Raw genomic sequence first — 16,583 nt, 5'->3', positions numbered from 1 at the left:
CAAATTTGTTGTTAAGATAAACGTAGGTATTAAGTAAACTACTTTTTTTAGTAACTGATGTAAGCGGTTTCTATAAAAGGAGTATATCTATTTAACTAACAGAGGTGAATTACGTTGAAAAAGAACATTTTCTTTAATGCCCACCATTCTCCCATGGGAGCATTTGCAAGTTTCACATTAGGATTTAAGGGAGCAAAAGGTGGCTTAGGTCTAGAACTTGATAAGCCAGCAGAGGAAAATATTTTTATCGGTGTAGAAAGAAAAGACAAACCGAGCCAATATGAAGCGTTCCCGTTTTTCGGAAGCTCCGCGGAAGAGCTTGCTAGATTCGGGATTGGAAATGATCAAGCAAAAACGGATGATCAATTAATAAAGTTTTTTAAAGATGAAGAAATTAATCGTGATTTACAACTTGGTACGGACACTTGGACAGCGAAGGATATGACCTTTAAGATATATAACCCAGTTGCACCAGTTCCAGATCCAGAAACAGCGGATGATAAAGATTTAAAGAAAGCTTTACTTCCAGCAGTTTTTGCAAAGGTAACGATTGACAACCGAGGACATGACAAACCAAGAAAGGCCTTCTTCGGTTACCAAGGAAGTGATCGTGTTTACGGAATGCGTCGTCTGAATGACACGAGTAATGGAGAGTTTGTTGGTGTTGGGCAAGGGCCTAATACAGCCATTGTATCGAAGGATGATGGTGTTATTGCTGGTCTTGGATTCTCCATCGATAAGATCCTAACGGTTAAGCACGAAATTAACTATGCGTTCGGCCTAGGCTTAACAGGTGCCATGCTTATGGAAGTCCCTGCTAATGAAGTAAAGGAATTTAATTTTGCCATTTGCTTCTATAGAGGTGGCATTGTAACAAGTGGAATTGATACGGAATATACGTATACCCGCTATTACTCTTCCATTGAAAAAGTAGCAAGTTATGCTTTAGAAAACTTGCAGGCTCTTACAGAAGAATATGAAGCAGCTAATGCTTTAATTGAAAAGGAAAGTTTAAACGAAGATCAAAAGTTTATGCTTGCCCATTCGATTAAGAGTTATTACGGCAACACGCAATTACTTGATGATATGAACGGTAATCCAATCTGGGTGGTTAACGAAGGGGAATATCGAATGATGAATACCTTCGACTTAACCGTTGACCAGCTATTCTATGAATTGAAATTCAACCCATGGACGGTAAAAAATGAGCTAGAGTTGTTTATCGATCGTTACAGCTATGTGGATGAGGTTCGTTTCCCTAAGGAAGAGAAGCTTTATCCAGGTGGAATCAGCTTTACTCATGACATGGGTGTATCTAATGTATTCTCCCGTCCAGGGCACTCTGCTTATGAGGTTGCTGGGATTGAAGGCTGCTTCTCCTATATGACTCATGAAGAGTTAATTAACTGGTTATGCTGCATGACTGTTTATGTGGAGCAGACGAAAGACATGGAATTTGTCCAAAAGCACCTAGGTACTTTAAAGGAGACGTTCCAAAGCATGATCAACCGTGATAATCCAAATCCGGAGCTAAGAAATGGATTGATGGGATTAGACAGTTCCCGTACAGAAGGTGGAGCGGAAATCACGACGTACGATAGCTTAGATGTATCGTTAGGTCAAGCAAGAAACAATATTTACATCGCTGGTAAGTGTTGGGGTGTCTATGTTGCATTAGAAAAATTATTCCGCGAACTTGGAGAGGAAGAGCTATCTCAGCTTGCTGCTAGCCAAGCGGAAAAAGCAGCAGTTACTATCTCCAATGAAATGACAGAAGGTGGCTATATTCCAGCCGTTATTTCGGAAGGAAATGATTCCAAAATCATTCCTGCCATTGAGGGATTAGTATTCCCATACTTTACGGGATGTAAGGAAGCATTAGATGAGAACGGGAAATATGGTTTCTATATTAAAACGTTGAAGGAACATATTACAACTGTTCTAAAACCAGGAACGTGCTTGTTTGAAGATGGTGGTTGGAAGCTTTCCTCCACTAGTGACAACTCATGGTTAAGTAAGATCTATCTTTGCCAATTTGTTTACCGTGAAATTTTAGGTTTCGAGTGGGATGAAACGGGAGCAGCAGCAGATAAAGCCCATGTTGGCTGGTTAACTCATCCAGAGTTATCTTACTGGAGCTGGAGTGACCAAATTATCGCCGGAAGAATCTCCGCAAGCCGTTACTACCCTCGTGGAGTAACAAGCATTTTATGGCTAGGAGAATCTAAATAGAAAACTTAAGAAGCCTTCAAAAACTTTGTAAGTTTGCGAAGGCTTTTTATCAAAAGGCTGTTTTTGCAAACTTTGTTGTCTTTTTTAGAATGCTTTGAGAAGTGAAAGGCGTCGACTTCAGCGACGAGCAAACGGAGTGGCACAGGAGCAAAGCATCTTGAAATCGCTACGAGTTGTCTTGACGATGCCTGAAACGCGAGTGAGAGTGATATGAAGAACTTCGAGTTTCAAAGGTGAGAATTGCGCGAAGCAAGAGAGAAGTGAAGGATTTCGCGTATCAAAGTGTTCCAAAGCAAGCGTAATTGATCCGCCTGTAGCGTATCCAAGCTACATTATATTGTTAGAAAACAATCTTACTAAAAATCGATATAGGGGGGGTTGAAATGAAACCGAACTTGGAATTAATTATGGGTAATAACAATGGAATTATACAGAATATTTCCACAAGTGCACCTGGTCCAAATGGGGAATTGCCATTAACATCCGACATGCTCCTAAATTGGCCAAGTGGGGATTTATTTGGCTTATCTCAAAACGTAGGAATGGGTTGGGACACCAAAAAACTTACTGGTAAACAAATGCTTATTCTTGGGACACAAGGAGGTATCAAGGATGAGGATAGTAAACCAATCGCCCTTGGTTATCATACAGGACATTGGGAAATTAGTAACTTAATGAAAGCTGCGGCCCTTGAAGTGAGTGAGCTTGGGAATATTCCGTTTGCAGGTTTCGTCAGTGATCCTTGTGATGGAAGGTCACAAGGAACGAAGGGGATGTTTGATTCCCTTCCCTATCGTAACGATGCGGCTATGGTATACCGTCGATTAATTCGCTCCTTACCTCAACGAGAAGCGGTAATTGGTGTTGCAACGTGTGATAAAGGACTTCCGGCGATGATGATGGCTGTGGCTTCCATGGGAGATTTACCAGGAGTAGTTGTACCAGGTGGTGTTACCTTACCTCCGGACAATGGGGAGGATGCAGGGAAAATTCAAACGATTGGTGCCCGCTATGCCAACGGAGAGCTGTCTTTAAGGGAAGCCGCGGAGCTTGGCTGTCGTGCATGTGCGACTCCTGGTGGGGGATGTCAATTCTTAGGGACAGCGGCCAGCGCACAAGTAGTTTCTGAGTCTTTAGGAATGTCCATTGTTCATTCCGCTTTAGCCCCATCAGGCCAGCCGGTGTGGGAGGAAATGGCCCGGCAATCTGTAAGGGCGGTGACTATTGCGGCGTCTAATGGAGTGACCATGAAGAATATTATTACGGATGCTGCCATACGTAACGCCATGGTTGTCCATGCCGCTTTTGGTGGGTCTACCAATCTTCTATTACATATTCCAGCCATTGCCCACGCTGCTGGATGTAGAATTCCTGATGTATCCGATTGGGTCGAAGTGAACCGCAAAGTACCCCGTTTAGTAAGTGCGTTACCAAATGGTCCTATTGACCATCCGACTGTAAGGGTGTTTTTAGCTGGTGGTGTTCCAGAGGTAATGCTTCACCTTCGTGAAATGGGATTACTTGATGAAAGTGTCATGACCATTAATGGAGAGACGTTAAAGGACGTTCTTGACTGGTGGGAGCAATCGGAAAGAAGGCAACTGATGAGAAAGCAGCTATGGGAAAAGGATGGTGTTGATCCCGATGACGTTATAATGCCTCCTGAAAAGGCAAAAGCCTATGGTATGACGTCCACTATTACCTTTCCAATGGGGAATATTGCACCGGAGGGAGCAGTAGTAAAGTCCACGTCTATTGATCCAGCGATGCTTGATGAAAATGGTGTCTATCGTCATAAGGGTAACGTTAAGGTTTTTACATCTGAAAAATTGGCCATCCAAGCAATCAAAACAGGGGGAATCGTTGCAGGGGATATTATGGCTTTAATTGGATGTGGTCCATCAGGAACTGGGATGGAGGAAACGTATCAATTAACATCAGCATTAAAGCATTTGTCTTTTGGGAAGTATGTAACTTTAATTACGGATGCACGTTTCTCTGGTGTTTCCACTGGTGCATGTATCGGACATGTGGGGCCTGAAGCCCTTGCAGGTGGGCCTATTAGTAAACTTCGGGATGGGGATACGGTTGAGGTAATAATAGATTGTAACGAATTGAATGCATCCGTTCATTTTGTTGGTGAAGGAGATCGTGAGTTTACTCCTGACGAAGGGGCGGAAATATTAAAGGTTCGAACAATGCACCCTCAGTTAGCACCAAACCCGGATTTACCAGATGATACAAGACTTTGGGCAGCACTTCAAGCAGTCAGTGGTGGTACCTGGAAAGGCAGTATATATGATACAGACCGCATCGTCGAAGTTTTACGGAAAGGGCTTGAGTCAGAAGCTAAATCGACTGCAAATAATTAAAGGGTGGTGAAGGTAATGAAAATTGTACGATTCTTAACGGAAGCGAAGGAAGTAGTTCTTGGGGTTTGGGAAGAAGAGAAGGTTTATGAAATTTCTAGTCTTTTAGAGGATAAAACGAATGACCTCATAGTACTGTTTGAGGTGGCCAAGGGGAGAGGGGAATCCCTTTCACAGTTTATTGGTTCACTAGATTATAAAGGACAATCAGCTGTTTATGATTACGACAGTTTAGAGCTGTTAACACCAGTGAAAGCATTAGAGGTATGGGCAAGTGGCGTCACCTATGAAAATAGTAGATTAGCAAGAAATCTAGAAATGCAAGATAAGGTGGAGGGTGGCTTGTCTGTTTATGATAAGGTATACGATGCTGTCCGTCCGGAAATATTCTTTAAATCTACTAGTGCTCGAACAGTTCCACCGAATAAGCCCGTTTGTATCCGTTCAGATTCCAATTGGCAAATTCCAGAGCCGGAACTTGGATTAGTGTTAAGTAAATCTGGGGAAATTGTTGGCTATACAGTGGGAAATGACATGAGTAGCCGCGATATCGAGGGAGAGAATCCTTTATATTTACCACAAGCAAAGGTTTGGAAAAACTCATGCTCCTTTGGTCCAGCTGTGAGACTGGCTGAAACGGTAAACAATCCTTATGATTTAAATATCTTTTGCCGCATTTATCGAAATGACGAGATGCTCTTTGAAGGGCAGGCAAATACTTCTCAATTGAAAAGAACCTTCGATGAGCTTGTTGAATTTCTAGTAAGGGACAATGAAATTTTTGACGGGACAGTACTATTAACAGGTACTTGTATCATCCCTCCAGATGAATTTACGTTACAAGAAGGAGATACAGTGGAAATCGAGATCCCAGAAGTAGGAGCCTTAGTAAATAACGTGTTAAACACCAGTTCCGTTTTAGGAAAAGGTCTAGTAAAGGAAAATGTTGATTTAAATAGTTGATTGAAGCGAGTATCCTGAAGCGTAAATCAACTTCTAAGTTTAATAGCAAAGAATGGTTTAATAGATAGAGAAGGAGATGTTAGAAAATGGTAACATGCTTAAATTATATTAATGGCGAATGGAAGGAATCCGTAACAGGAGAGGTAAAGGAAATTATAAACCCTGCTAATCAACAGGTGGTAGGCAAGGTTCAGTTATCCACTGCTGAAGATGTGGATGCTGCTGTACAGGCAGCTTTTGAAGCAAAGAACTCTTGGAAAAAGCTATCGGGTGCAGAACGGGGGCAATTACTTTATAAAGTGGCGGATATATTGGAAAGCAGAATAGAGGAAATTGCCCAAGTAATGACAAAGGAAATGGGGAAAACCCTCCCAGAGGCAAAAGGAGAAACAGCACGAGGTGTCGCTATTTTACGTTATTACGCTGGGGAAGGCATGCGTAAAACTGGTGAAGTGATTCCATCCACGGACAGTGCCGCGTTAATGTACACAACGAGAGTCCCATTAGGAGTAGTAGGTGTTATCACTCCTTGGAACTTTCCAGTGGCTATTCCTATTTGGAAAATGGCCCCTGCCTTAATTTACGGTAATACAGTGGTAATCAAACCAGCTACAGAGACGGCAGTAACTGGTACAAAGGTGCTGGAATGCTTCCATGAGGCTGGTTTCCCTAAAGGGGTAGTTAATATGGTTATCGGCTCAGGGTCTACGATAGGCCAACGTATCGTAGATCATCCGAATATTGCTGGAATTACCTTTACAGGTTCTGACACAACAGGGAAAAGGATCGGCCAAGGGGCGTTAGCTAGAGGTGCTAAATACCAGTTAGAAATGGGTGGGAAAAACCCAACTATTGTAGCTGCTGACGCAGACTTGGATAAGGCTGTGGAAGGCACCATCAGTGCAGCCTTTAAATCTACCGGTCAAAAATGTACGGCTACAAGCCGTGTCATCGTCCATAACAGCGTTAAAGAGGCTTTTGTAGATAGGCTCCTTACAGCTATGGAAGGGATTACTGTTGGTGATGGGTTAGGTGAAGGAATTTGGATGGGTCCTTGTGCATCAGAAGGACAAATGAACACAGTATTAAGCTATATAGAAAAAGGCAAGGCAGAAGGTGCGAAGCTTATTTATGGTGGTAATCGTTTAACGGACGGGGACTACGGCAAAGGTTTCTTTATGGAACCAACCATCTTTGATGAGGTAACGAACGATATGACCATTGCTCAGGAAGAGATTTTTGGTCCTGTTCTAGGAATTATCACCTTTGATGAGCTATCTGAAGCATTCCAGTTAGCCAATGATGTGGAATACGGGTTAAGTGCTTCCATCTATACGGAAAACATTGGAGCCATGCTACAGTTTGTGGAAGAAGTAGACGCGGGCTTAGTACGAATTAATGCAGAAACTGCTGGTGTGGAATTACAAGCTCCATTCGGGGGGATGAAGCAATCTAGCTCCCATTCAAGGGAACAAGGTCAAGCGGCAATCGAATTTTTTACTTCTATTAAAACCGTGTTTGTAAAAGGATAAATAACTAACTGCGCGTTCCATAATTGGTTATGGGACGCGCTAGCCTGTCTTTGAGTGCTTAATTAGAAATACTTAAAGGAATGGAGAGGATCAAGGAATGATGAATATGCTCAAGGTTAATAAAAACAAGATTACGGATTCAGAGGGAAATAGTATTCAACTAAGGGGTACGTGTATCGGCGGTTGGATGAACATGGAAGATTTCATCAATGGCTATACAGGCTCAGAGCATGGTTTACGTCATGCTGCCGCTGAAGTTTTAGGTAAAGGAAAAGCGGAATTTCTATTTGAAAGAATGCAGTACTATTTTTTTGGAGAAGAAGACATTAAGTTTATTAAAAGCTGGGGAGCCAATACGGTTCGACTCCCATTAAATTATCGACATTTTGAAGATGATGAAATGCCTTTTACGTATAAGGAATCGGGTTTTCAACATTTAGATAGGATAATCAATCTATGTGAGAAACATGGTTTGTACGTTATTTTAGACCTTCATGCGGTTCAAGGATATCAAAATACCCATTGGCATTCTGATAATGATATAAGGCACAGTTTCTTTTGGCACGATAAAACTTACCAGGATCGATTTGTTGCTTTTTGGGAGGAATTTGCCCGCCGATACAAAGGGAGAGGCGTTGTTGCTGGTTATAACTTAATGAATGAGCCGTGTGTGAATACACCTCATGGAGATTATCCCCATACCTTTTTTTCTAATTACAAGCCAGACTGGGAAAGGATAAACCGTATATACAAAAGAACTGTTGAGGCCATTCGTAGGATTGATCCAGATCATATTATCTTCCTCGAGGGGGACTTGTACTCAAAGCTTTTTGAAGGTTTAGAAGCTCCCTTTGCTGATAACTTAGTTTATAGCAGTCATAATTATACGGCTGCGGGATTTGGCCCTGGACCATACCCTGGAGTAGCTGATGCAAAAACAGCTCGAATCGACAGTGGTGTTTATTGGGATAAAGCAAAACTTTCCCAGGTATTTTACGATCATCAAGGTACAAAGTTTGCAGAGAAGCATAATGTTCCATTATGGGTAGGAGAGTTTGGCTCTGTTTATAACGGACCAGCAGATGAAGTAGGTTATCGTCTGGCAGCGATGGATGACCAACTTAGCGTTTTTGAGGAGTTTGGAGCCCATTGGACTACCTGGACCTATAAAGATGTGGGGGTTATGGGATTAGCAACGTTAGATCTAGAATCGGAGTATATGCAGCGAATTTCTTCTATTATAAGAATGAAACATCGACTTAATACAGATGATTGGATGATTTGGCTTCCTGGATTTGAAGCCAGGGAATCTATTGATAAACTGGCTAGTCACTTAGAAGAAGTTATTGAAGATCCTGACATAGACCATCGCTACAATGTAGCCGCCTTATCTCAGTCTATATTGACAGTTTATACAGGAGCCTTAATACAACCTGCCTATGCCAAAATATTTAAAGATTTGAATGAAGAACAAATTGACAAAGTCATGCAGTCCTTTGCATTTAACAATTGTAAGATTAATGAAGGGTTGCTTAAAATATTAAAAAAACATACAAAGTCACAAATTTAGGCTATAATAAACAAAGTAATTAGGGTAAGAATTTTTAATCCTAGAACCTTTATTGGAAATGGATAGGTGAAGAAAGAGTCATGGTAAAACTATCGTTGTTTTTTTTCTTTTTGTTTTCTTCCTATGCTGCTATGGGGGCTTTAATGCCCCTTTATTTAAAATATCAAGGGTTAACTACGGAACAAATTGGGTTGACCCTTGCATTAGGTGCAGTAATTGCCGTAGCAGGCCAACCTATTTTTGGTTATTTAAGCGATAAGATACAATCTACGAAAAAAGTTCTGATTAGTGTAATGGTAATAACCCTTATATCCAGTTTTGTTTATTTTCATGTACATTCGTTCCTTTGGATTATCACTTTATTTGTTTTTCTTAACTTCTTTCAAAGCCCTACCGGTCCATTAACAGAGAATATAACCATCGCTTATGCGAAAAAACACCAAAAGAACTATGGGGTAATTCGCTTATGGGGGGATGTTGGAGTTGGTACTGCAGCGGTCGTCCTAGGTATATTAATAGGTATTTTTGGAGTTCAGTATTTAGGTTGGATGTATGCCGTCATTATTATTATTGCAATTATACTTGGATTTACTTTGCAAGATGAACGGCGGAAGATTACAACTCCAATTTCAGTAAAATCATTAAAAGTACTCCTCGTTAATAAGGAATACTTATGGTTTTTACTGCTAACATTGTTACTTTTTATTACTCATCGCATGAATGATAGTTTGTTTACCGTCTATTTATCTGAACTAGGTGCTTCTGAATCTCAGGTGGGTCTTGCATGGATGTTAGCTACTTTTGCATCTGCCCCATTGTTTATTATTAGTGCTAGATTATTAAAAAAATATAAGGAGTTAACTTTAATCATTATAGCCGGTGCCCTTTATTCTGTCCGGTGGCTTTTATACGGCTTGTTTGATGATCCTGTAGCTTTGATCTACTTGCAACTATTAAATGGACTTACGTTCCCTATTTTCCTAGTGGCAGGATTATTCTTTGTTACAAAAATTGTTCCTGAAGAAATAACGGCTACAGGCCAGACCATCTTTATTGCTGTCATCGTGGGAATTGCAGGATTAATTGGAAGCGGTGGTGGGGGATGGATAATGGAGCGCTTTGGTGCCCCTTCTACTTATTTATTGGGTGCTGTAATAACCCTTTTTGGTACTCTTTTATGTATTGGTACATACATGTACCAATCTAATAAGCTAGTATCGATTAATAATAAAGTGAAATCAGAGGGTGAATGAGAAGGTTAAAAGGATACCTTTTGATTCACCCTCATTGTTTTAAAATTTTAATTTGTTTCTACAGGAAAAACGATGATTAGCTGATAATGGTTCAGGCTTACTGCAAGAAAACGGAATATATTTCTTTTCCTTCAGCAGCCCATAGTAAGTCTCGACGCCTTATCGTAGTTACCTCAGGCATGGCAACAATATACTCTACGCCTTTGTAGATTTTCATACTGAGTTGTTTGGAGCGTAAGGCATGAGACTCCTCGGGAAAAGTTACTGTCTTTTCTTTTTATATACGAACTTGAATCAATTACCCTTTAACTGCTCCACCAGCTAAGCCTTTTACAACTTTCTCTTGAGCAAAGATATATACTAACAAAATCGGCATACTTGCTAAAGTGAGTGCCGCCATTAAGGCTGGAACATTGACAGAGAACTCGTCATAGAATCTCTGTAATCCAAGGGGCAACGTCATGTTACCAGGACTTGAGATCAACACAAGGGCAAAAATAAATTCTGTCCATATATGTATAAAGTTATAGATTACTATCGTTGAGATTGCCGGAATGGTCATTGGCACCATAATGTTCCAAAAAATTCGTATGTGTCCGCAACCATCAATCATTGCCGCTTCTTCCAATTCTTTAGGAACTTCCTGCATAAACTGGGTTAAGATGAAGATGGAAATCGGCAAAGCAAAGGCAATATACGGTCCTAATAAAGCAAGCAAAGAGTCATAAATCCCTAAATTCTGGGTTAACACAAATATTGGTATTAATGTAGCGTGGATCGGCAGCATCATCCCTGCAATGAATAACAAAAATAACGGACGATTCATTTTGAATTTCAAACGGCTTATCGGATAACTTGCTAATGCTGCTACTAAAACTACTAGTGTTACCGCCGTTACAGAAATGATGATACTATTCATAAAGTAGCGGCCTAACCCCATAGTAAATACTTCCGTATAGTTACTGAAATTAAGCGGCCACGAGAGAATAGCAAAGGGTTCTATAAAAAAACTTTCTAAGCTCTTAAATGATGTTGAGATCATGTACAAGAACGGATACCCCATAAATACGAATAAAAGCAGCGCTACTACATATGTTAGTAAATGCTTTAAATGTTTGCTCATGAGAATACCCCTTTCTTCCTACGGTAATACTCCAACACTTGGATAATGACAGTTACAATGAAAGCGATTAAGAACATCGTAAATGCAATTGTACTCGCATAGCCCATATTGAAGCTGAGAAAAGCATTTTTATACATATATGTTCCCATCAATTCCGTAGCATTGCTCGGCCCGCCACCCGTCATAATGTAGAACAAGTCAAACTGTTTTAATGACCCTACAATTGCAAGAATCGATGATGTAACCATTGTTGGGATTAATAATGGCAATGTAATATAAATAAATTTCTTTACTCCAGTCGCACCATCGATGGATGCGGATTCGTAAAGTTCATCTGGGATCCCAACCATAGCCGCTTTAAATAAAATCATATAAAATGGTGCAAACTGCCACACAATAACAAGTAACACGGAGAACATGGCTGTATCTGGACTACCTAACCAGGCTACCGGTTTCATACCTAAAGTTTGAATGAACTTATTTAACGGTCCATTAATCGGATCAAAAATAAAGATCCACAATAAGCCAATCGCTACCGTAGACATTAAGAACGGCATAAAGTAAACGGTGCTAAATACTCGCAAGCCTTTTAGTGGTGCAAAAAGGAGTAATGCTAAAATTAAACCTAAAGGTATCTGTATAAATACGGATGTTAAAACGACCAGTATGTTATTCCTTAACGCTTTAAAGAAGATTGGATCTGATAATAAACGAATATAATTGTCTAAACCTATGAAAGTAGGTCCTGCTGGATTCCCATCCCATGATGATAAGCTTAATTGAAATGTAGAGAGTATAGGATATAAGACATATAACCCATAAATAAAAAGTGCAGGTGCGATAAACATACAAATCGTAAAAGTATGCTTCCACTTTTTTTTCTTTTTCTTAATTTCTAGATGCTTGCTCGTTTTTACAGGACTTACCGTTTGCATAGTAGACCTCCCTCGTTAAAACTTGGAGGGGATGAAATCCCCTCCGTTTCTATTAATCTAATTGTTCTTTTGCTAACTCTTCCATTTGACGGGCCGCTTCTTCCGGCGTGATCTCCAATCCAAATAAAGCTTGTGTTGTATCTAAGTGTAATTGAGCTAAATCTGGAGGAAGAGTTTGGTCATATGGCCAAGATATGTCTGGTGCATTTAATGCATCTTGGAACATTCGGTTTAAAACTTCATCTGTGTATTCTACTCCGTTAATAGCTGTTAACCCTCGGCTTCGATCAGCAAATGCTTGCGCTGATTCTAATGAAGTTAATTCTTTTAATAATTCTGCCACTAAATCCGGATGCTCCGTTCCTGACCATCCTGAGAATACTGGTGATAGTACGCCGTCCATATTTAGTGGATCACCCTCACCGTCCGGCAAACTTGGGAATTTAAAGAAACCTAATTTTTCAGCAAACTCTGGAGCTTCATTTAAAGCGTCATTAAGGAATGAGTTCCCTATTAGCATCATCGCTGCTTGCCCTGAATATAATAACTGTCTTCCTTGACCTGCGTCATAAGGGATTCCATTAAAACCAACATTAAATGCGTCCCTTTGTACTAGATCTTGAATATATTCACCAGCACGTATAAAAGATGGATCATCAAAGCCTGCTCCTGTTCTAGCAAAAGCACTGTTAAATATATCTGGACCTGCTAAACGATCCGCAAAATACATTAAGTAGAAAGCACCGGGCCATTTCGTTTGATTTGCCAAAGCGATTGGAATGACATTATTTTCGTTTAACACATCAATAATGTGAAGTAGTTCATCATAGGTTTCCGGCTCTTCTAAGCCATACTCTTCAAAAATTTCTGTGTTATAGAAGAAATAGTGTAATCCTAAACCTAATGGTGCACCGTAAATTCCATCACCGAAAGAAACGTTGTCAATTGCTGTTTCTAAATAGTGGTCCACATCGATATAAGCTGTTAAATCGAGAACTTGTCCAGAATCAACAAATTGCTTTAACCATCCGCCGCCCCAGTTATGGAAAATATCTGGAGGATTGCCCCCTGACATGGAAACGATTAGACGTTGTTTGAAATTATCGTTTGCAATACGCTGTACATTCACCTTAACTCCTGGGTTATTTTCTTCAAAACGAGCGACTGCTTCTAAGAAAACTTCTTCTCTTGCTCCAGGATGGATATGCCAGAACTCAATTTCTATCTCGTCTACAGAACCACCGGCTTGTTCATTATTTGCAGATTCTTGATTTGATTCACCTTCTTGAGAACTTCCTGTACTTGGAGTATCTGCGTTGCTGCAGGCAGCCATGAACATAAGAACTAAAAGTAACAAGAGTGCGACTAACTTTCTCATTTCTTTTCCTCCTAAATATTTTTTATTTTGTATTTGTATTTCACTAAATTCCCAATTCGCTCTTGTCCATTCACCTTGCTCAAACATTTACGCTGCTGTTATTTATACCGATTAGAGCTCGAGATTAATCGGTATAGCTTTATGTAAGTTTTGTCATTTGTTTTTAACAAAAGGTAAAAATCAAAGGCGATTTTGAAATTTAGTAAAAGAATACATTTCCCCAAGTGAATCGTTACTGCAATCAAAATAGTTGCTGTTAAGTAAATATAATTTAGCAGGAAAAAAATAGCTTTTCCGAAAATGTAATCGTTTACTTAATGGACATTTTAGAATTTTAAATTAAATCTGTCAATTACGAATTTTAAGAAGTGATTCATTTTTGTTATAGTTTTAGATAAATTATTGTCGAAAAAATTTACAGAGATATTTTCAATGAAAGCAAAGTTAAACTACCGAAACGGGTTTGTGTAGTTCTGATTTCGTGTAAGTGTATAATAATGGTAATCTGTTGTGGTATGTAAAATTTGTCGAAAGCTTTTTACTACAAGAATCCACAGAGCTTAAAATCAAGGAATACTTTTGTAGTAGGTACCTAGGCAGAAAGATCCGCCAAATATCAAAGCGGTTCATAGCTAAATATTGAGCATTTCTACTCTACTAAATTACATTAATAGTATTCTGTTTATAATAAATTTATTGAATTTTTTAAAGAATCAATTATAATAAAATGAAAATGAAATCGATTACAAACAAAAACACACTGTTAATTAAGGTGATATATGATGACAAAAATGATCGATGTTGCAAATTTCGCTGGAGTTTCTACGGCAACCGTATCAAGGGTGCTGGCAAATGATCCTAAAGTGAAAGAAAAAACAAAACAAAAAGTGCTGAAAGCTGTTGATGAACTAAACTATATTCCTAATTCTTTAGCGAGAAATTTCAGAAAAAGATCGTCTAAAAACATATTAGTAGTCGTTCCCACCATTGCGAATCCCCTCTACCCCACTATTATCAGCGGGATCCAAAGTGTGGCACGTGAGCATAACTACCAGGTTATTTTAGGGGATATTTCTCGAAACTTTGAAACTGAATTAGCATATCTTGAACTTATTAGGGACAAGGCAGCGGATGGGGTTATACTATTAGCTGCTGAATTACCGACGGAAGAATTTATCGAGGCTATTAAGGGTTTACCGGTAGTTTTAGGGTATAGGAACACTGTAAAGGAAGAAAATCTACATTCCACGGAAGATAAACGAGGGGAAAATAAAAGGATCAACATTTTTCCTACAGTAAATATTAATAATGTCAAAAGTGTGGAGTGTGTAATCGATCATTTAGTTCAATTAGGACATAAGAAGATAGCTTTTTTTAACGGTCCGAAGAATTCTATTGTTTCTATTGATCGACTAAAAGGATATAAGCAAGGTTTGGTGAAAAATGGCTGTAGCTTTGAACCTGAACTTATTTATTATGGTGATTGGACCATGAATGCTGGCTATGAATTAGCTTTGGAATTGCTGCAAAGTGGCAATGATCCTACTGCAATTTTTACAGTAAATGATGAAACGGCGGTGGGAGCTATAAAGGCATTGAAGGAGAATGGCCTTCGTATTCCTGAAGATATAGCTATAGTGGGCTTTGACAATATTGAGCTTGCTAAATTTGTGGATCCTCCATTAACAACCATTGCACAGCCAAAATTCGAATTTGGCGTTCACGCTATGGAGTTACTACTTAAAGTAATGAACGGAGAAACCATTTCACAAGAGAACATCGTACTTGAGAGCCATTTGATTATTCGAGAATCATGCGGCTCCAAAATAAAAGGGGATTAGGGGAGGAAGGCAATGGCAAAGAAACAGTTAGGAATTCAGTTATACACGTTAAGGGAAGCCTGCCAGGAGGATTTCGTTGGAACTCTCAGGAAGGTAGCAGAGCTTGGCTATGATGGTGTAGAATTTGCGGGATATTGGGGAGGATTTGAAGCTCAGGAGCTAAAAAAAATATTAGGTGAGCTTAATTTAGCTGCAACTGGAAGTCATGTGCCATTTGTCCGCCTAGAGGAAGATTTAGATGAAATTATTGAATTTCATAGGGGGATAAACAGTAACCATATTATTTGTCCAAACTTACCAATGGAAATGAGAGAAGATGCAGAAAATTTTATAAATGTAGCAAAAAGATTGAATGCAATTGGAGAGAAAACAGCTGCTAACGGAATCATGTTCAGCTACCATAACCATGACTGGGAGTTAAAGGACCATAATGGCAAGAGAGCATTGGACATCTTCCTTAATGAAACAAATCCAGAATGGGTGAAGGCGGAGCTGGATGTTTACTGGCTGGCAAAAGCGGAGAACAACCCTGTAGAATGGCTGGAACGCTATAAAGGCCGTACTCCGTTAATTCATTTGAAGGATATGACTACCGACGGGGAACAATTTTTTGCGGAATTAGGAGCTGGAGGGATTGACCTTCAAGGGATTACCAAAATCGGTGCTGAGACTGGGGTAAAATGGTGGATTGTAGAACAGGATCAATCAAGACGTAATCCATTAGAAAGCGTGGAAACAAGTATTAATTATTTCAGAAGGAATTTGTGGTATGTCAACACTAAACTGAACAATTCTTTTAAGGAACATAAACTTGTTAAAGCTCACATATAACATAAACGCTTTTTGAGTGCTTTTTTGGTAGGTAGTGCATACAGTTTGTCACTTTACTTGGAGCCTCTGCGGGCATGGTGATCAGCCAGGAAGCCAGATTTATCAATACATCTGGCTCAGCCACCAAGGCTATCATGCCCGCCACTCCAAATAAAGTGCACGTCTTTCTACTAAATATTGTTCACTCCTACTTAGTGCTTATGCTTGTATTCATTAGGTGTTAAATAGTTTAAAGATCCATGTATTCGAATGTTATTAAACCAATTTACATAATCAAACAGTTCAAGGTCAAGTTCTTGTTGGCTATTGAAAACTCTTCCACTTACAAATTCCGTTTTGATGATTTTGAACGTTGCTTCGGCAACGGCGTTGTCATAGGGTGTTCCTTTTGCACTCAATGACCTTTCAATATCAAACGTTTTTAATGCTTGATCAATTAGTTGTTTTTTAAACTCGCTGCCTCGATCTGTGTGGAATAATTCGAGGCGATTTAAATTGTATTTCACAGTTGAAAAGGCACGCTGAACTAACTCAGCACTCTTTTGAGGACCAGCGC

Annotated in this window: 12 protein-coding genes; 8 read left to right on the top strand and 4 right to left on the bottom strand. The window is 39.6% G+C overall.

The genetic code is table 11. From position 1 onward, the window contains the following. Nucleotides 1-114: 114 nt before the first annotated feature. The 6 genes from J2S74_RS02605 to J2S74_RS02580 all read left to right on the top strand — a co-directional run bounded on the left by J2S74_RS02605 (nucleotide 115) and on the right by J2S74_RS02580 (nucleotide 9,919). Nucleotides 115-2,232: a glycoside hydrolase family 52 protein gene (locus J2S74_RS02605; protein WP_307321485.1), complete on the top strand. Its 2,118-nt coding sequence runs from the start codon at nucleotides 115-117 to the stop codon at nucleotides 2,230-2,232. 383 nt (nucleotides 2,233-2,615) lie between these two features. Next, a complete protein-coding gene (locus J2S74_RS02600) occupies nucleotides 2,616-4,604 on the top strand; it encodes a YjhG/YagF family D-xylonate dehydratase (RefSeq protein WP_307321483.1) in 1,989 nt (662 codons plus the stop codon). Between the two features lie 15 nt (nucleotides 4,605-4,619). After that, the gene (locus tag J2S74_RS02595; protein ID WP_307321481.1) at nucleotides 4,620-5,564 is read left to right on the top strand and encodes a fumarylacetoacetate hydrolase family protein; all 945 of its coding nucleotides are present in this window, start codon (nucleotides 4,620-4,622) and stop codon (nucleotides 5,562-5,564) included. 86 nt (nucleotides 5,565-5,650) lie between these two features. After that, nucleotides 5,651-7,096, top strand: coding sequence for an alpha-ketoglutaric semialdehyde dehydrogenase GucD (gene gucD / locus J2S74_RS02590; RefSeq protein ID WP_307321478.1), 1,446 nt, complete (start codon nucleotides 5,651-5,653; stop codon nucleotides 7,094-7,096). 97 nt (nucleotides 7,097-7,193) lie between these two features. Continuing rightward, nucleotides 7,194-8,666 (top strand): glycoside hydrolase family 5 protein, encoded by a 1,473-nt coding sequence (locus J2S74_RS02585; protein WP_307321476.1) that lies wholly within the window; start codon nucleotides 7,194-7,196, stop codon nucleotides 8,664-8,666. 80 nt (nucleotides 8,667-8,746) lie between these two features. After that, nucleotides 8,747-9,919 carry an MFS transporter gene (locus J2S74_RS02580; RefSeq protein WP_307321474.1) on the top strand — a complete coding sequence of 391 codons (1,173 nt, stop codon included), beginning with the start codon at nucleotides 8,747-8,749 and terminating at the stop codon, nucleotides 9,917-9,919. A 298-nt stretch (nucleotides 9,920-10,217) separates the two neighbouring features. Here the strand turns inward: J2S74_RS02580 and J2S74_RS02575 are convergent, their stop codons facing one another. The 3 genes from J2S74_RS02575 to J2S74_RS02565 are packed head-to-tail and all read right to left on the bottom strand — an operon-like array spanning nucleotide 10,218 to nucleotide 13,355. Further along, nucleotides 10,218-11,042: a carbohydrate ABC transporter permease gene (locus J2S74_RS02575; RefSeq protein WP_307321472.1), complete on the bottom strand. Its 825-nt coding sequence runs from the start codon at nucleotides 11,040-11,042 to the stop codon at nucleotides 10,218-10,220. Beyond that, nucleotides 11,039-11,977, bottom strand: a complete 939-nt coding sequence (locus J2S74_RS02570; protein ID WP_307321469.1) for a carbohydrate ABC transporter permease — start codon at nucleotides 11,975-11,977, stop codon at nucleotides 11,039-11,041. The genes J2S74_RS02575 and J2S74_RS02570 overlap by 4 nt, the downstream gene beginning before the upstream one ends. A 52-nt stretch (nucleotides 11,978-12,029) precedes the next feature. Further along, entirely contained in the window at nucleotides 12,030-13,355 is a 1,326-nt protein-coding gene (locus J2S74_RS02565) for an extracellular solute-binding protein (protein ID WP_307321466.1), read from the bottom strand. A 782-nt stretch (nucleotides 13,356-14,137) separates the two neighbouring features. Here J2S74_RS02565 and J2S74_RS02560 point away from each other — a divergent pair. Next, the gene (locus J2S74_RS02560) at nucleotides 14,138-15,196 is read left to right on the top strand and encodes a LacI family DNA-binding transcriptional regulator (RefSeq protein ID WP_307321463.1); all 1,059 of its coding nucleotides are present in this window, start codon (nucleotides 14,138-14,140) and stop codon (nucleotides 15,194-15,196) included. A gap of 12 nt (nucleotides 15,197-15,208) precedes the next feature. After that, nucleotides 15,209-16,027: a sugar phosphate isomerase/epimerase family protein gene (locus tag J2S74_RS02555; protein WP_307321461.1), complete on the top strand. Its 819-nt coding sequence runs from the start codon at nucleotides 15,209-15,211 to the stop codon at nucleotides 16,025-16,027. A gap of 191 nt (nucleotides 16,028-16,218) precedes the next feature. Here the strand turns inward: J2S74_RS02555 and J2S74_RS02550 are convergent. Continuing rightward, nucleotides 16,219-16,583 (bottom strand): IS3 family transposase (locus tag J2S74_RS02550; RefSeq protein ID WP_307321458.1); only part of this gene is annotated, 365 nt, incomplete at its 5' end.

Origin of the sequence: Evansella vedderi, from assembly GCF_030813435.1 — a bacterium.
Classification (GTDB): domain Bacteria; phylum Bacillota; class Bacilli; order Bacillales; family Salisediminibacteriaceae; genus Evansella; species Evansella vedderi.
This window is presented reverse-complemented; position numbering and strand designations above follow the sequence as displayed.